15 protein-coding genes are annotated in these 18,066 nt (G+C 45.3%); 9 read left to right on the top strand and 6 right to left on the bottom strand.

What is annotated here, in order from left to right; translation table 11 throughout:
* The first annotated feature begins 55 nt into the window (after positions 1-55).
* The 4 genes from JXR92_RS08000 to serS all read left to right on the top strand — a co-directional run bounded on the left by JXR92_RS08000 (position 56) and on the right by serS (position 4,319).
* Positions 56-2,068, top strand: coding sequence for an HAD-IA family hydrolase (locus JXR92_RS08000; protein WP_138345099.1), 2,013 nt, complete (start codon positions 56-58; stop codon positions 2,066-2,068).
* Positions 2,069-2,293: 225 nt separating this feature from the next.
* A complete protein-coding gene (rplU, locus tag JXR92_RS07995; RefSeq protein ID WP_005828892.1) occupies positions 2,294-2,611 on the top strand; it encodes a 50S ribosomal protein L21 in 318 nt (105 codons plus the stop codon).
* A gap of 22 nt (positions 2,612-2,633) precedes the next feature.
* A complete protein-coding gene (gene rpmA / locus JXR92_RS07990; protein WP_117601126.1) occupies positions 2,634-2,903 on the top strand; it encodes a 50S ribosomal protein L27 in 270 nt (89 codons plus the stop codon).
* Between the two features lie 141 nt (positions 2,904-3,044).
* The gene (serS, locus tag JXR92_RS07985) at positions 3,045-4,319 is read left to right on the top strand and encodes a serine--tRNA ligase (RefSeq protein WP_117965928.1); all 1,275 of its coding nucleotides are present in this window, start codon (positions 3,045-3,047) and stop codon (positions 4,317-4,319) included.
* A 147-nt stretch (positions 4,320-4,466) separates the two neighbouring features.
* Here serS and JXR92_RS07980 read toward each other — a convergent pair whose 3' ends face one another.
* Genes JXR92_RS07980 through JXR92_RS07970 form a run of 3 tightly spaced genes read right to left on the bottom strand, consistent with a single transcriptional unit; the run spans position 4,467 to position 8,324 of the window.
* Positions 4,467-5,168 (bottom strand): LytR/AlgR family response regulator transcription factor, encoded by a 702-nt coding sequence (locus tag JXR92_RS07980; protein WP_117965925.1) that lies wholly within the window; start codon positions 5,166-5,168, stop codon positions 4,467-4,469.
* 1 nt (position 5,169) lies between these two features.
* Entirely contained in the window at positions 5,170-6,183 is a 1,014-nt protein-coding gene (locus tag JXR92_RS07975) for a sensor histidine kinase (RefSeq protein ID WP_117965922.1), read from the bottom strand.
* A gap of 5 nt (positions 6,184-6,188) precedes the next feature.
* Complete coding sequence (locus JXR92_RS07970; RefSeq protein WP_226791309.1) at positions 6,189-8,324, bottom strand: outer membrane beta-barrel family protein; 2,136 nt, start codon at positions 8,322-8,324, stop codon at positions 6,189-6,191.
* Between the two features lie 196 nt (positions 8,325-8,520).
* Here JXR92_RS07970 and JXR92_RS07965 point away from each other — a divergent pair, with 196 nt between their 5' ends.
* The 3 genes from JXR92_RS07965 (at position 8,521) to JXR92_RS07955 (ending at position 12,576) form a co-directional block, all read left to right on the top strand.
* The gene (locus JXR92_RS07965) at positions 8,521-10,821 is read left to right on the top strand and encodes a bifunctional dihydroorotate dehydrogenase B NAD binding subunit/NADPH-dependent glutamate synthase (protein WP_117965916.1); all 2,301 of its coding nucleotides are present in this window, start codon (positions 8,521-8,523) and stop codon (positions 10,819-10,821) included.
* Between the two features lie 106 nt (positions 10,822-10,927).
* On the top strand, positions 10,928-11,539 hold the full coding sequence (locus JXR92_RS07960; RefSeq protein WP_226791308.1) for a hypothetical protein: 612 nt from the start codon (positions 10,928-10,930) through the stop codon (positions 11,537-11,539).
* 41 nt (positions 11,540-11,580) lie between these two features.
* Positions 11,581-12,576 carry a S41 family peptidase gene (locus JXR92_RS07955; RefSeq protein ID WP_226791307.1) on the top strand — a complete coding sequence of 332 codons (996 nt, stop codon included), beginning with the start codon at positions 11,581-11,583 and terminating at the stop codon, positions 12,574-12,576.
* Between the two features lie 64 nt (positions 12,577-12,640).
* On the opposite strand, the gene panD is transcribed toward JXR92_RS07955, so the two are convergent.
* Positions 12,641-12,994: an aspartate 1-decarboxylase gene (gene panD, locus JXR92_RS07950; protein WP_005823568.1), complete on the bottom strand. Its 354-nt coding sequence runs from the start codon at positions 12,992-12,994 to the stop codon at positions 12,641-12,643.
* Positions 12,995-13,026: 32 nt separating this feature from the next.
* Positions 13,027-13,884: a pantoate--beta-alanine ligase gene (panC, locus tag JXR92_RS07945; protein ID WP_117965911.1), complete on the bottom strand. Its 858-nt coding sequence runs from the start codon at positions 13,882-13,884 to the stop codon at positions 13,027-13,029.
* A gap of 246 nt (positions 13,885-14,130) precedes the next feature.
* Between panC and JXR92_RS07940 the strand changes: the two genes are divergently transcribed.
* Positions 14,131-14,955, top strand: coding sequence for a glycogen/starch synthase (locus JXR92_RS07940; protein WP_117601131.1), 825 nt, complete (start codon positions 14,131-14,133; stop codon positions 14,953-14,955).
* Positions 14,956-14,978: 23 nt separating this feature from the next.
* Entirely contained in the window at positions 14,979-16,562 is a 1,584-nt protein-coding gene (locus JXR92_RS07935; protein WP_117601132.1) for a DUF4270 domain-containing protein, read from the top strand.
* 81 nt (positions 16,563-16,643) lie between these two features.
* On the opposite strand, the gene JXR92_RS07930 is transcribed toward JXR92_RS07935, so the two are convergent.
* Positions 16,644-18,059: a glycoside hydrolase family 57 protein gene (locus JXR92_RS07930; protein WP_117601133.1), complete on the bottom strand. Its 1,416-nt coding sequence runs from the start codon at positions 18,057-18,059 to the stop codon at positions 16,644-16,646.
* Positions 18,060-18,066 lie beyond the last annotated feature (7 nt).

Here is an 18,066-nt window from a genome sequence, read left to right as displayed (position 1 = left end):
TCTTTTTTATTTTGTAAAAATATACTTTACACTATCTTTGCCACAAAAAGTCACAATGAATTACACGACCTATCTTTTCGACTTTGACTATACGCTTGCTGATTCTTCCCGCGGAATCGTCACTTGTTTCCGCAACGTACTGACCCATCACGGATATACAGAGGTTACAGATGACGACATCAAACGTACCATCGGCAAGACTCTGGAAAACTCTTTTTCCATCCTCACCGGCGTGACAGATGCCGGACAACTGGCAGGATTCAAGGCAGAATACCGAAAAGAGGCCGATACGCATATGACTGTCAATACGGTGCTTTTCCTGGAAACCAAGTCTGTACTGACTGCACTAAAGGACTCTGGCGCCCGCATCGGAATCATCTCGACCAAATACCGATTCCGCATCAAGGAACTCCTCGACCAGCATTTTCCTGAAGATTTTATAGACATCATCGTGGGTGGTGAAGACGTGAAAACCGCCAAGCCATCTCCCGAAGGGCTACTCCTTGCCATTAAGCGGCTACATGTCAGCAAAACCGATACCCTCTATATAGGCGACAGCACGATAGATGCGGAAACAGCCCAAGCGGCCGGAGTAGACTTTGCCGGGGTCACCCACGGAGTAACCACTGCCAAAGAATTGGAAAAGTACCCACACCGGAAAATAATGAGCACTTTGGAAGAACTGCTGGCAGTTCAGGAGGAGCATCCCTCCATATTCAAGATTGAAAGCCCCATCCGACCGGAAAATATGTATGCCACTTCTCCCCGGAAACAGAAAAGGATAAATGCCTGGCAAATCCTCCTTCTATTGACACTCTTTTGGTTGGCTATTGAAGAGCTGGACATGACCGACGACAGCAACTTCTTCCCGGTTGTCTTCATACTGACATTGTGGGGCATCCTCCAAAAAAGAAGGATACTGCCCAACAAAGCAAGAACTTTCATCGACTCATGGTGGCACCCCTACGCAGTACGCCTGCGTGCATTCCACATCAAGCTGATACAAGGAAGGAAAACTCCTCCTGCGAGTACCGAAACCTGCACTTGCCTGAATTGTGGCACCACCTATACCGGCAACTACTGTAACCGTTGCGGACAAAGCCGAAACACTCCACGTTACCGGCTAAGCAACGCCCTTAAAAACATTGCCGGAGGCTTCTTCAATATAGACAATGGTTTTGGACGTACCCTTCTGGAACTCCTCTACCGTCCGGGATACATGATTAGAGACTTCATCGGTGGTAAGCGTATAGAGTATTTTCGCCCGTTCCAGACACTCTTCATTCTTGCAGCTCTTTATATCATGGCTGTGCAACTGGTAGACCCGGAAGCTCTGAGCAAAAAAGCAAAGACGGAAAAGACAGAGCAGACAGACAAAGAAGAAATCATTGCCGCTAAAGAGAAGCTTACCCAAAAGATGGAGAAAACCTATAGCAAAGAGGAAAAGCGAGCCCTCGCCATCACTATAAAAAGCCTGGAGAAAAGCCTGAACAAACTGGAAGAGAAGAACGACTCCACTTCTGCCACACAGGTATCCGAATCGAACAGCGATGATGGCGACCTCATCGATGAGTTTGTAAACGACACCTCGGAGGTGGGAGACAGACTGGAAAAAGTCTTCCAGAACTCTCCTTTCCTAATGAAAGTATGGAATCTGATGAAGAGCTGGGGACACGGAAACAAAGCATTCCGCATCATTGCCACACTGCCTCTGTTTGCACTTGCTACCCAACTTGCCTTCCGATGCCGGAAATATAAGTTAAACTACAATACCACGGAGCATGTATTCATACAAGCCTACATAGCTTGCCAGATACTCCTGCTAAGCATCATCGTGCTGCCTTTCAACGGGTGTGCAAAGGTAGACGATTTGTATGAGCTGCCTTTATGGCTTATTTTCGTCCTATTCTGTTGCGATTACAAACAATTGTACCGCTGCACCTGGTGGAGAAGCTTTTGGCGCACTATCCTCATGCTGACTTACAGTCTTGTGCTACTCGTCATATTTGCATGCCTCGTCATGGCACTAATGCTGGCCGGTATCTATGTACTGAAATTCATCTTGTAACAACAACCATCCCTACATAAATTGTCTCTTCTTGATGAAACAGTTTTTCTCCAATAGGCCAAAAGTACAATCTGCACTAAAAGAATAAAAAAGCAAAAGAACATTTGCCCATTTAGAATAAAAAGAGTACTTTTGTGCCCGATTATTCCGCACCGGGTTCGACCAAGTGCTTTCTAAGTGATTAGAGACCACCCGACGGAGCTAACTTATACATTAATATAAGAAATGTACGCAATTGTAGAAATTAACGGTCAGCAATTCAAAGCAGAAGCTGGCAAAAAACTGTTTGTACACCACATCCAGAATGCAGAAAACGGTGCAACAGTAGAGTTTGACAAGGTTCTTTTGGTAGACAAAGACGGCAACATCACCGTAGGTGCTCCCACTGTAGAGGGTGCAAAGGTTGTTTGCCAGGTCGTATCAAACATGGTAAAAGGCGATAAAGTTCTCGTTTTCCATAAGAAAAGAAGAAAAGGTTATCGTAAGTTGAACGGTCACCGTCAACAATTCACAGAGTTAACAATTACAGAAGTAGTAGCTTAATCAATTAAAACAGTAAGAAAAAATGGCACATAAAAAAGGTGTCGGTAGTTCTAAGAACGGCCGCGAATCACAGAGCAAGAGATTAGGCGTTAAGATATTTGGTGGCGAAGCTTGCAAGGCAGGTAACATCATCGTTCGTCAAAGAGGTACTGAATTCCACCCGGGTGAGAACATCGGCATGGGAAAAGACCACACTCTTTTCGCTTTAGTAGACGGAACTGTAAAGTTCAAAGTAGGCAAGGAAGACAGACGTTCAGTTTCTGTTATCCCCGCAGAAAACGCAGAAGCATAAGTTTCCGAACAAGAAATAAGGAAAAGGGATGTAATCCGAATGGATTGCATCCCTTTCTTTCATGTCAAAAGCAACACTTTATTTGTTTTTTCCATATCTTTGCACTCACAAAACCGAATAACATAAAAACAAGTATAAGATATGCTTACCATCAAACAAATTACAGAAAATACCGACGCGGTTCTCCGCGGACTGGAAAAGAAGCACTTCAAGAATGCGAAAGAAACCATTGCACAAGTGCTGGACTTCAATGACAAAAGAAAAGCCAATCAAACCATCTTAGATAAAAACTTGGCAGAAGCCAACTCACTCTCCAAATCCATCGGACAACTGATGAAGGAGGGTAAGAAAGAAGAAGCAGAAGCCGCCAAAAGCCGCGTGGCCGAGCTGAAAGAAGTCAACAAAGACTTGCAAGCCAATATGGAGCAGGCTGCCAACGATTTGCAGACTTTACTTTACACCATCCCCAACGTTCCCTATGACAGTGTGCCCGAAGGCGTCGGTGCCGACGACAATGTGGTAGAGAAGATGGGCGGCATGGAAACCGAATTGCCCAAAGATGCCCTGCCCCACTGGGAACTGGCCAAGAAATATGACTTGATAGACTTTGACCTGGGCGTTAAGATTACCGGTGCCGGATTCCCCGTATACAAAGGCAAAGGTGCACAACTGCAACGCGCGCTCATCAACTTCTTCCTGGACGAGGCACGCAAATCCGGCTATACAGAAGTAATGCCGCCGACAGTGGTGAACGTCGCTTCTGGCTATGGCACGGGGCAACTTCCCGATAAAGAAGGACAAATGTACCATTGCGAAGTGGACGACTTATATCTGATTCCTACAGCCGAAGTTCCGGTAACAAACATCTACCGCGATGTGATTCTGGACGAAAAACAGTTGCCCATCAAGAATTGCGCCTATACTCAATGTTTCCGTCGCGAAGCCGGCTCATACGGAAAAGATGTACGTGGTCTGAACCGTCTGCACGAATTCTCCAAAGTAGAACTGGTGCGCATCGACAAGCCGGAACACTCCAAACAGTCTCATCAGGAAATGCTGGACCATGTAGAAGGTTTGCTTCAAAAACTGGAACTCCCCTACCGCATCCTGCGCCTTTGCGGTGGCGATATGAGCTTCACGGCTGCCCTCTGTTTTGACTTTGAGGTGTATTCCGAAGCACAGAAACGCTGGCTGGAAGTAAGTTCCGTCTCTAATTTTGACACTTATCAAGCCAACCGTCTGAAATGCCGCTACCGTACGGCAGAAAAGAAAACAGAGCTTTGCCATACGCTGAACGGTTCCGCACTCGCTCTGCCACGCATCGTTGCCGCCTTGCTGGAAAACAACCAGACTCCAGAAGGAATCCGCATACCAAAGGCATTGGTTCCGTATACGGGATTTGAAATAATAGACTAAGGCCATAATAGTCACGTGCAGCAATACGCCTTTGACACTTTCTTTCGGGCACGAATTACATGGATTTCACGTTTTTTGCTAACCGCAACTGTGAAATTCATGTAATTCGTGCCCAGAGTTTTATCATGACAAGCTTCTCCTGCGCAACTACAAAGTATTCTTCAAAATACGTGCAAACACCTCCTCGCGGAAATTACGTGCCACCGGAACAGTATGCCTCCCAACTATAATCCGATTGCCATCTATCATCTCAATCTTTTCCAAATTTATCAGATATGATTTATGGACTTGCTGAAATACTCCACCAGGAAGAGCCTCTATCATACGCTTCATGGTAGAACGTACAAGCAGCTTTGTGCTTTCCGTATAAATACAGACGTAATTTTCCAGCCCCTCTACCACCAGAATATCCTTAAACAACACCTTATGCATCTGACGGTCTGAACGGACAAATATAAAATTATTAGCTTCATCCGGCCATTTCTCCTGCTGCAAAAGACCATGTACTTTATTCACCGCTTTCAGGAACCGGTCAAACGAAATCGGTTTCAACAGATAGTCCGTAACATCAAGTTCATAACCTTTCAATGCATACTGCTCATAAGCGGAAGTGATAATCACATGAGGCGGATGGGCAAGAGATGCCAAGAGTTCAAGCCCCGAAAGATAAGGCATTTCAATATCCAGAAACAACAAGTCCGGCTGCTCAGTCTGCAAAAGAGTGTTCAACTGCATAGCATCTTCACATACACCCATTAAAGAAAGGAAATCCACCTTTTCCACATAGCGTTGCAATCCTTCACATGCAGTAGGCTCGTCATCGGTTATTACACATTTTACCTGTTTCATCCTATAATTCTATCACAAGTTTTACTCTAAACAAAGTATCTCCTCTATTTATGTCCAGCGTATGACGCTCCGGATATAGCAGCTCCAGCCTGCGCCTCAGATTTTCTATGCCGATTCCATGTTTTCCTTTCTGGTGCACTAATGGTTCCGGTATAGAATTTTCAATACTAAAACACAACTTGCCTTCTTTCAGACACATATCCATAGCTATAAAATAGTTCCCTCCCACATATTTGAAAGCATTCTCCACCAACGGTACAAACAACAATGGATAAATCTCAACCTGCGCCTCCATTTCATCGAAATGCACCTGCAACTGCAGCCGCTTCGTAGCACGAAGTTTACATAGGCTGATGTATTGTTTCAGATATTCCAATTCCACACGAACCTGCACTTTCTCCCCATCATTGTATAATTGGTAACGAAGCAAATCGGACAATTGCTCAAGAGTATGCCGTGGAGCCTCATTATTCTCATCTATCTGAAAATAAACCGTATTGAGTACATTAAAAAGAAAATGTGGATGATATTGCGCTTTAAGGAATTTCAGCTCTGTCTGGAGCTGGTCATTTTTTATCTTCTCCAATTGCAGGCGTTGAGCTTCGTTTTCCTTCTGTATCATCTGATTACGCAAGAATATATAGAAGAAGCCGCCAAGCAACATACTGACTATGGCGGGAATAGGCACATCGTATAAATCAAGACTTACCCCCATCAAAAAGCGGATAACCCACATCGTCAGAAGACACCAGACGGGAGCTGTCAGGACAACCACCCCGTATTCCTGCCACCACACCAGCTTCCGCTTCCGGCACAAACAAAGCCAATACTTCAATAGAAAAAAGATAGGGTAAGACATGAAGAGTACCACAAGCATATCCTTCAACATGAAATTCCACTCATTGCTTTCCCAATAGTATTCATGTTTCGGAATATCATTCGCCACACGAATACATAGAAAAAGAATCACGGCAAATAATGCCGGCATCAGCCATTTGTTCCACAGTCTGCCCATAGTAGTTACAAATTTACTCTTTTTGTTTCATCTATTTCTTTTTTTCTTCTGCTTTCTTTTGTATCGCTGCCTTTTTGAAAACGCCAAGAGAAAGCAATACCCAGCACACGTTTGTTGTGCCGTTCGTCAACAAACGCCTGCACACCGGGAGACCGAATATCTACTTTTTGATAATTGGTGTTGAATACATCCTTGGCAAACAAGGTAACGGTGCATCTGTTACGGAACATCTTCTTTTGGATACCGATGTTCACCTCCAGCACCGGATGTACAGTGGCTTGTCCGTAGGCCATTCGCCCATTATAATTTGCCGAAAGTTCGGCCGACCATACTGAAGCGAAAGCAAACTGGTTCATGCAGCCGAGTATCGGGGTAAACATACGGTTTTTCATTTTCTGCCCTTGTTCCGTCCAACCATAATTATTATAAATACCGATAGCGGTCAGATTCACTTTCCAAAAAGAAGCAGGTGAGAGGTTGGCAGCATGTACACGCACACCCGTCTGTACATAGGAAGACAGATTCTGAGGCATTACATAGATACGCCGTTCCTCTTGTTCGCGATAGCTCTTCATGATAGCATCATCTGTATACGAGAAAAAGAGAACCGTCTGAAACCAGTCACGATACACATACCCCAACTCTATATTATCAGAAAAGGAAGGATGCAGTTTTGTATTTCCTCCTTCATGGGTATAGTCATCGAATATGTAGGTAAAAGGATTCAAATCACCATAATTGGGGCGGGTAATACGCCTGCCATACGAAAACTGAAACAAATGTTCCGAAGTCAAACCGTATTGCAAAGCAATGGTAGGAAACAAATGGAAGTAATTCGTTGTAAACGAAGAGTCTTTCTGTTGTGTATTTCCTCCAAAGTCCCCGTGTACATGGGTATGTTCCAACCTTAGACCCGCTGAGATTTTCAAGCGGTCTTTCTCATAGCCGGCTTGCAGATAGGAGGCATTGATATTTTCATCATATACAAATCGGGAACCAAGCGCCCCGTCCGGCAGCCAGCCGGAAGCCGACGGACGCATATAACCTGCCGTATTGTCTATCGTAACAAATGAGGTTTTGACTCCGGCCTGCAACTTCCAAACCTCACTTAATGGATAAACCGCATCTATCTGTCCGACATATAAGTCTGTATTTCCCTTCATGTCCCCTTTCAATGTATCGGGCTTAAAACTATCCATCAACTGGTTTCCAACACGGTAATAATGGAAATAATCAAAAGAAGCGCTGAGTTCTCCCCCTTCTCTTTTAAGCTTATGCACCATACTGGTCCCGGCAGAAAGATTGTTCCGGTTTTGCTCCGCATAGCTATAAGTATTTCCCGCAACTCCGATTTCTTGGATTTCCGTAAACATGCCTGCATTTTCCTTTTGCCGGGAAAAGTTTCCACCCAACGAGACTCCCCAAACTGTCCGTTCATTGAGATAATAATCACATCCGGTACGAAAATAGTGCGAATAATTCCTACGCTTCCGGTAAGAGTCCTGCATCATTCTTCCTCCATCCCGTTCGAACGCACGGTCGATAAACAAGTCTATGACATCCTTTCCCTGATAATACGAATAATTCAAATAAAGATTGAACTTATTCTCCCTGACATTCATGGAAACGCCGCCATAACCGCCACCCGTCCGTCCAAGACTGCCATTGCCGTTCAAGGCCAGATTCACACCGCGCAGCCTTATTTTTCTTGTACGTATATCAATCAACCCGGAGCTTCCCGCCGCATCGTGGCGTGCGGAAGGCTGGGTTATCAAATCTATCTTATCAGCATTAGTTGCAGGAGTAGATTTCAACAGACTCATCAATTCATCTCCCGAAAGATAAGTAGGCTTGCCATCCATCAGAATCGTTGCACCGCTTTGTCCGTTCAACAAAATATTGCCATTGGAATCTATCACGACTCCCGGCAGGGAAGCAAGAACATCATAAAGACTGCCCGTACTTTGAGTGACAGATGCATCCATCCGATAACTTGTTTTACCGGCAGATATTTCTACCAACGGGAGTTTAGCAGTTACCATAATCTCTTCCAAACGCTGGTCGGCAATCGTATCCTGCTGCGACCAAACCACCAAAGGCATACTCAATAAAATTGCCCCTAAAAAAACATTTCGATACATACTCTTCCTCATTTTTTATTTCAAAAGTAGGCAGGCTGTAGAAAGTGAACAAATTATAGTGACAAAGGGATGTTATCCAGTGACAACATGCAGTTTTACCCTATTCTTCTTTTGATATTACCAAATAACCCCTATCTTTGCAAAATCTATCAATCTGACAGTAATTGCGTAATTACACCAACAAAATTATTAGATAATGAATAAAATCATTAGCAAAGAACACTTTTCTGAAAAGGTCTTTAAGTTAGTCATTGAAGCACCATTGATTGCCAAATCACGTAAGGCAGGGCACTTTGTCATTGTACGTGTGGGCGAAAAAGGCGAACGTATGCCGCTTACCATTGCGGAAGCCGACCCGGTAAAGGGAACCATCACACTGGTGGTTCAGGAAGTCGGGCTCTCCTCTACCCGTCTTTGCGAACTGAACGAAGGCGATTACATTACGGATGTTGTCGGCCCGTTGGGACAAGCTACGCACATTGACAACTTCGGTACTGTGGTCTGTGCCGGAGGTGGTGTAGGCGTAGCTCCCATGCTCCCTATCGTGCAAGCGCTGAAAGCTGCCGGCAACCGCGTCATCACCGTACTGGCAGGACGTACCAAAGAACTGATCATCCTTGAAAAGGAGATGCGCGAAAGCTCCGACGAAGTCATTATCATGACCGACGACGGTTCCTACGGACGAAAAGGTCTGGTGACGGAAGGCGTAGAAGAAGTCATCAAGCGCGAGAAGGTGAACAAGTGTTTCGCCATCGGCCCCGCCATCATGATGAAATTTGTTTGTTTGCTGACAAAGAAATACGAAATCCCCACGGATGTATCCCTGAATACGATTATGGTTGACGGTACCGGCATGTGTGGCGCCTGCCGAATCACCATCGGAGGAAAGACCAAATTTGTATGTGTGGACGGCCCTGAGTTCGACGGACATCAAGTGGACTTCGATGAGATGCTGAAGCGTATGGGCGCTTTTAAAAGCATCGAACGCGAGGAGATGCACAAGCTGGAAGAACCTCAGACCTGCCAAGCTACCGGTGAAAACATGGAAGATGAGAAAAGCCGTAATGCTGCATGGCGTCAGGAGTTACGCAAATCCATGAAAGCCAAAGAACGGACTGCCATTCCACGCGTGGAGATGAACGAGCTCGATGCAGAATACCGCTCGCACAGCCGCAAGGAGGAAGTCAACCAAGGGTTAACGAAAGAACAAGCGCTGACAGAGGCCAAACGTTGCTTGGACTGCGCCAACCCCGGATGTACGGAAGGTTGTCCGGTAGGTATCGACATCCCCCGCTTCATCAAGAACATTGAGCGCGGTGAATTCCTCGAAGCGGCCAAGACACTGAAAGAAACCAGTGCGCTGCCTGCCGTCTGCGGTCGCGTCTGTCCGCAAGAGAAACAGTGCGAATCCAAATGTATCCATCTGAAGATGAACGAAAAGCCGGTAGCCATCGGCTATCTGGAACGTTTTGCCGCTGACTACGAACGAGAGAGCGGACAAATCTCCATACCTGAAATCAAGGAAAAGAACAGTATCAAAGTAGCTGTCATCGGTTCAGGTCCCGCCGGTCTGTCATTTGCCGGAGATATGGCGAAGTATGGCTATGACGTGACTGTTTTCGAAGCACTGCACGAGATTGGTGGTGTATTGAAATACGGCATTCCTGAGTTCCGCCTGCCCAACAAAGTGGTGGATGTAGAAATTGACAACCTTGCCAAAATGGGAGTAGAATTCGTCAAGGACTGTATCATCGGCAAGACGCTCAGCGTGGAACAACTGGAAGAGGAAGGCTTCAAAGGCATATTCGTAGCTTCCGGTGCAGGACTGCCCAACTTTATGAACATCCCCGGCGAGAACTCCATCAATATCCTCTCGTCCAATGAATACCTGACCCGTGTCAACCTGATGGATGCGGCAAGTGAAGATTCCGATACACCGGTTCCCTTCGGCAAATGTGTAGCCGTGATAGGCGGCGGTAATACTGCCATGGACTCCGTGCGTACTGCACGCCGCCTCGGTGCAGCGCGCGCCCTAATTATCTACCGTCGTTCGGAAGAAGAAATGCCGGCACGTATCGAGGAGGTGAAACATGCCAAGGAAGAAGGTGTAGAATTCCTGACCCTCCACAACCCAATCGAATACATTGCCGACGAACAAGGAAAAGTGAAACAAGTGGTGCTTCAGAAAATGGAACTGGGTGAACCGGATGCCAGCGGACGCCGCAGTCCCGTACCCATCCCCGGAGCCACGGAAACCATCGACATTGACCTTGCCATCGTCAGCGTAGGTGTATCTCCCAACCCGATTGTCCCAAGCTCCATCAAGGGACTGGAATTGGGCCGGAAAGGAACGATTGCCGTCAACGATAACATGCAGTCGTCCATCCCGACCATCTTTGCCGGAGGAGACATTGTCCGCGGAGGTGCTACCGTAATCCTTGCCATGGGAGACGGACGAAAGGCAGCAGCAGCGATGAACGAACAGCTAAAAAAATAAGAATCTGTCATGAAAGGTGGAGACATACGAACTCCACCTTTTTTATTCTACTACAACCTCTCCTTCTACTTTCCCCTTCTAACATACAACTTAATATTTCAAGAATATGAAACATATTCATCTATCCTTCCTTCTCTGTCTGGCTTCCCTATTGGCAAGCGCCCAAGAGCCCCTAAACGGGGATTCCCTTGCTTCAGACTTTCGGTATCTGGTAAAAGAACTGACAGCAACCCATCCTGACCCTTACAGCGGCTTCGGAGGAAAAGTATTCTTCTACGAACAAGCTTTCCATCTGGAGAACGAGTTACGCCGGACTCCCAGTACGAAACAGACCTTTTTTGACAAGGTAAGCATTTTCCTATCCAATCTGCAAGACGGACACACCTACCTTTTACCTCCCACAGCCAATCAACAAGCAAAGCAGCGTTACCTGGCACTGGAAGTACGCACCATCCCCGACGGCATTATACTTCAAGGAATCCCTGAAACGTACAAAGACTTGTTAGGTAGCCGTATCACAACCATCAACGGAGATTCTTTAGAAGAGGTACTGGCCCGCACTGCCGCTATCCAAGCCAGTGAAAACCTATATGACCGTTATGCCAATCTATGCAAGTCCATGCCTACGGAACATTTCTTGAGACAGCTTTTCCCTGAAATGAAAGACAACCTTCACCTCTCACTTCTTACTCTCCCGACGGCAAATCAAGAGGATTAACCCTTCCCTTATTGTCAAGGCAGGAAGTGCAAAACACACCCATGCAACACAATAACAGTTGGAAAGCTTATACAGACAAACAACTGACCTATCAGTTCGTAGACAACGACAAGCAAATAATGCTCATCAATATCAACAGTATCATGGCACGGGATAATTTTGAGTATATGCAAAAACAAGGGCTGAAAGATTTATACCGGCAAATAGGATTCTATTATCGGGATATCTTGAAACAAGATATGCCCGCCGATACCCTGCAAGCCATTCGGCAACTCCCGTCCCTTTCCGAAGTTTTCGCCCATATGTTGAAAGAGATGAAGAAGGAAGCCTCCTCCACTCTCATCATAGATTTGCGCAACAATAGCGGCGGCTGGACTCCGATTGTCCTACCCACACTTTACCAACTGTTCGGTGACCACTTCCTGCAAACGGATATGGATATAAAATTCTATCGTATCATCTCTCCCCTCTACATGCAAAAACTACAGACAAACTTGCAGGATTTCAACCAAACATACGGAACAGACTATACCTACGGTGACTACACTTTTAGTACGGACGAAGCAGATACCACAAACATAGAACAGCGACGGGCCGACTTCATCGAGAACTGTATGTCCAGTGCACCGGAAGAACTGAGAAAGCAACAAGGAAAGGCGCTCTATACTCCGGAACACATTTACGTCATTACCAACGAACGTACCTTCAGTGCAGCTTTCCACTACACTTTCTATCTGTGGAAAATGGGTGCTACCCTTGTAGGAATACCCAGTGGACAAGCCCCCAATACCTATATGGAACAAACCTTATTCCGGTTACCTTATACCGGCATGCAAGGCTCTATCTCCAACTCCATACAAATATGCTTTCCGGGCAAAGACCGGTGTGCCCACACACTTTATCCGGACTTGATGCCCACCTATCAGGACTACCAAAGATATAATTTCGATGTCCAAACTGAGATTCTGTATTTACTCGATAAGATTAAATCGGCTCCTCATTCTCATACGAACCCTGCGGGGAAGAATCAGAAGTAAAAACAAAGCCCCGTTTACAGAAAAATTGCAAACGGGGCTTTATTTCCATATTTCAATAAAGAGACTACTTCACCACCTTGTTCGTTGCCGGGTCGGGGAAAATCACCGTCGGCTTGAATGACTTGGCTTCTTCAAAGTCCATCAGCGCGTAGGACATGATAATAACGATGTCATCAGGTTGCACCTTGCGGGCTGCCGCACCGTTCAAGCAAATTTTTCCAGAGCCGCGCTCGCCCTTAATAATGTAGGTTTCAAAACGTTCACCGTTATTATTGTCGGCTATATACACCTTCTCGCCGGCAATCATGTTGGCAGCATCCATCAAATCCTCATCAATCGTAATGCTTCCCATATAGTTCAGGTTTGCTTCCGTGACGCGGGCACAATGGATTTTCGACTTCAACACTTCAATCATCATATCTTTATAAATTACGAATTACTAATTATAAATTACAAGGCAGCAGGCTCTTTGTACTTGATATTGTCAATCAGACGGACTTCCCCGCAGAACACCGTGATACAACCCACAGCATAAGAGGTTTCCTCCCAATCGGCAATCTTCTGTAAGGTACTGCCATCCACCAGCTCAAAGTATTCCAAACGCAATCCGGGGGTGGCTGCGATGGTGTCTTCCACAAACTTCTGTGTCTCAGTTACCGTATGCGAGGTTGCAAAGGTACGACTTTCAAATAAAGTCTGCGAAATTCTCAGTGCATTTTTGCGTTCTTCGGCAGATAAACGGGCATTGCGGCTGCTCAGAGCCAACCCGTCTTCCTCACGAACAATGGGACAGCCTACAATTTCCAAAGGATACTTCAGCTGGCGGACCATCTCGCGAATAATTGCCAGCTGCTGGAAATCTTTCTCGCCGAAGTAGGCACGATCCGGCTGCACAGCATCAAACAGTTTGCTCACAATCTGGCAAACACCATTAAAATGTCCCGGACGGAATGCCCCTTCCATCACTGTGTCCAGCGGTGCATAGCTGAAACGGCGGGTATCCGGTTCCGGATACATCTCCTCCACCGAAGGAGCAAAGACAAATGCCGCTCCACACTCCTCCAGCAAACGGCAATCAGCCTCCGGCGTACGGGGATATTTCACTAAATCATTCTTGTCATTAAACTGGGTCGGATTTACAAAAACGCTTACTACGGCAGCGTCATTTTCTGCCACACAACGTTTCACCAATGAGGCATGACCGGCATGCAAGGCACCCATCGTAGGTACCAGACCTATCTTCTTTCCCTGGGCTCTCAAAGCCGAAAGTCCGGCCTGCAAGTCCTTGATAGTATGTACTATTTCCATTTTAATTGGTTATATAATAACTTGGTTGTTCTCAAAAGCGGTGCAAAATAAACCATTATTTAGCATATAAAGAAGAAATATCACAAATTAATGCAAAACTCAGTACACTTTCCGACAATTCCAAAAGAAGATTTCTCACTGAACAACAATCAGTTAACAATTCATAAGGAATTATAGACGGGCTCTGTTTGCTTTATTGCCCGATTTTTTTTATATCTTTGCAGAATAATTGAGAACATTGTTATTATGACAAAGGCGAACAAGGTTTTATTTATAACCCAAGAAATTACCCCTTACGTTTCAGAATCCGAAATGTCCCTCGTAGGCAGAAACCTACCTCAGGCTATTCAAGAAAAAGGCAGAGAAATCAGAACGTTTATGCCAAAATGGGGAAATATCAACGAACGCAGAAACCAGCTGCATGAGGTGATACGACTCTCCGGCATGAACCTCATCATTGACGATACCGATCACCCGCTCATCATCAAGGTTGCCTCTATCCAGTCTGCACGTATGCAAGTATACTTCATCGACAACGATGACTACTTCCAGAACCGCTTGCAGGTAACAGACGAAAATGGTGAAGAGTATGAAGACAATGATGCCCGTGCCATCTTCTATGCCCGCGGCGTACTGGAAACGGTGAAGAAACTGCGTTGGTGTCCCGACATCATCCACTGCCACGGCTGGATGACCGCTTTAGCGCCTCTGTACATCAAGAAAGCCTATAAAGACGAACCTTCTTTCAGAGATGCCAAAGTCATATTTTCCCTTTATGAAGATGACTTCAAACAAGCTTTCCACACAGACTTTTCTAACAAGCTATTGTTGAAAGGCATTGCCAAAAAAGATATTGCAGGATTGAAGGAACCCATTGACTACACAGCACTTTGCAAACTGGCTGCTGACTTCTCCGACGGCATTATACAGCAAAGCGAACACGTCAATGAGGAAGTACTGAACTATGCCCGCGAATCCGGAAAGCCCGTATTGGAATATCAATCTCCCGAAAACTTTGCTGAAGCCTGCAACGACTTCTACGACAAGGTATGGAAAACAGAACAAAAATAAAATCGATTTAGACAGTTAAAACTATGAAAGTAAGATATCTGGGAACATTACTTTTGGCAGTCCTGACTTTCTTTGGATGCGATGACAACACCGGCACATTAGGCCTGGGTATGTTGCCCGATTCTGACGGCATGTCAGCGCATACTGCTACTTTTAATGTAACAACATGTTCATTTCCCGTTGATTCCGTATTTGCCAAAACGAGTACCGGCTATATAGGCAAGTTTTCCGACCCGGAATTCGGTTATTACGAAACAAGTTTCCTTACGGAGCTGAACTGTACGGAGAACTTCTCACTTCCGGAAGTGTATAAAGTGACCGAATGGGACAGTGAAGGAAATCCAATCAAGGCAACAGGTACAATGACTGCCGACTCGGTAGTTTCAGTACAACTAGCAGTCTATTATTCCAGTTGGTTCGGCGATTCCCTGAATGCATGCCGAATGAGTGTCTATGAACTGGACAAGAAGCTGGACAAAAATCGCTATACCAACATCAATCCAGAGGAGTACTACAATAAGTATGACCCCAAGTCCCTGCTCGGACGTAAGGCCTATTCAGCTTTCGACACGTCTGTTCCAGACTCTGTGAGATTTGAAAAGGACAATAACGGTTATTATACTTTCTATCCCAATGTAACGTTCCCATTGGACAAGAAAACCTTCGGCGAAGACAGAATATTGAAGGTTTATCGCGAGCATCCCGAATACTTTAAAGACGCCGCAACTTTCATAGACAAGATTTTCAAAGGAGTATACGTGAAGAGCGATTATGGAGATGGAACCATCCTCTATGTGGATTATGTGGCTCTGCAAATGCAATTCCGTTTCCACCACGTAAATGATACTACCGGTGTAGCACTGAAGAAAAAAGATGGTACAGACTCTTTGTTCTATAGCATGCAAACTGTATTCGCCTCTACCAAAGAGGTTATCCAGGCAAACCAGTTTCTGAATTCTGATTTGATAAAAGCAAAGGCTGCCGAAACTCAACATACCTATATCAAATCTCCTGCCGGTATCTTCACTCAAGCTACCATGCCATACGATTCAATATACAATAAACTGACCAATGACACCTTGAATGCCGTGAAGTTAACTTTCACGAATTATAATATAAACAGTGACTATGAATATAGCATGAGTGCTCCCAATGACGTGCTGTTGATACGTAAACAAGACTTGAAAAGCTTCTTTGAAGAGAACAAAGTCATGGATAATATTACCTCATTTACAACCACCCACAATGCATTTGCCACTAATCAATATGTATTCAGCAACATCGCCCGGTTGGTTACCACTTGCATCAACGAAAAACAAGCTGCCAAGAAAGCCGCCAAAGAAAAGGCCGGCAGTTCTTGGAATGAGACAGAGTGGGAAAAAACTTGGAACAAAGAAAATGAAGACTGGGATAAGGTATTGCTGATTCCGGTTTCCATTACCTATGACAACAGTACAAGCAGTAGCGGCAACAAAACCATAACCGGTATCCAAAACGACCTCAAGCCGGGATATGCCAAACTGAAAGGCGGTCCGAAAGAGAATGCAAAAGGCGAAGTGGAATCGCCTCTGAAGATAGAAGTTACATACACCAGTTTCAACAAGTAACTGACAGATATTCCATAAAAAAGCCTTCCGCTCATCGTAGAGCGGAAGGCTTTTTTATGATTGATGGGAAAGCTGCCGATATTATTCAGCAGCCTTTTTAGTTGTTTTCTTTGCAGCAGGCTTTTTGGCAGAAGCCTTGGCCTTTGCCGTTTTTTCTGCGGCAGATTTAGCTGTAGCCTTGCCCTCTTTCTTTTCCGCAGCCTTTATCTTCTCCAGTTTGGTCTGCGCTTTCGCCAATTCCTTATGAAGTTCCTCTATCTCGGTACCTTGGTTTTGGATAGTGGTCAGCAATGCATTCAGTTCTTCATTATCTATATCTACCGGATAAAGAGAATCGACACGTTTGATAAAGTCACCAAGAATATTCATATAATTGGTGAAAGCATCAAAAGGAGATTCATAAATGCCACGGTTCAAACCGACACCGCTTTGCTTGGTAGTCATGAAACGGAAGTTGTTACTTGCCTGCAGATAATCCCAGTCTTGCTTGATACGACGGTCATCACAGAGATGGACACGTTCGGCAACACTATACAACTTGTTGAATGCTTCACGCTGCATCACGTTACCCAGCCAGCAGCTGGTATCTCTTTCTTCGTCCACCCAAGACATCGGATATGGAACGTCCAACTGGGAAACAGATTTCAGTTTAGTAACGATTTCCGTCGGTGTGGAGAAAGTAATCCCCTTTTCTTTGGCACAGTATGGAAGTGCCTTCAGGAATTCCAGAATATTGGAAGACAACGGCTGTGCCATGCCCAGAGCAGAGAGTTCCATAAAGATGTTGATGACCTGCTCTTCCTGCGGTAAAGCATCAATCCAGTTGATGTACTTGTCGGCAAACAAAGGATACTCGTTCCACTCGGAGTTGGAGAAGCGTAGGCTGATGTCGTCAGACAGCTTAAAGTCACGCAACAGCAACTTCAAGTTAGGATTCATGGAGCAATGGTATACATAGTGCGGACTCTTCCAACCCAAAACATGCTTGGCTCCTTCCGTCAGCATGCCCTTGAATCCCAAAGCTGCCACCATCGCACCAATCTCGTCATTATAAATCAGGCTGGAATTACGAAACACCTTCGGCGCCTTACCGAACATTTGCTTCATCTTAGCGCTCTGACGCATCACCTCTTCCTTGAAGCAATCCTCGTTGGCCAGAGAAGAAAGGCCATGAGAATAAGGCTCGGCAAGGAACTCACAGCAACCAGTATCATTCAGCTGGTGCAACAAGTCGATGACAGCCGGTGCATATATTTCCAACTGCTCCAGCGCAACCCCTGAAATGGAGAAAGCCACTTTAAACGCACCTCCGGAATTCTTCACCATTTCAATCAGAGTGTTCAATGCCGGGATATAAGAGCGTTCGGCTACATCATTGATACTGGTTTCATTGGCATAATCATCGTAGTAATAATGATCGATACCTATATCAAAGAAACGGTAACGTTTCAGATGAATGATTTGATGTATTTCAAAATAAAGACAGATAGTTCTCATTTCTATT

Origin of the sequence: Bacteroides parvus (assembly GCF_017309675.2) — a bacterium.
Classification (GTDB): Bacteria; Bacteroidota; Bacteroidia; order Bacteroidales; family Bacteroidaceae; genus Bacteroides; species Bacteroides uniformis.
The sequence above is the reverse complement of the archived record's forward strand: the minus strand, read 5'-3'. Positions and strand labels throughout refer to the sequence as shown.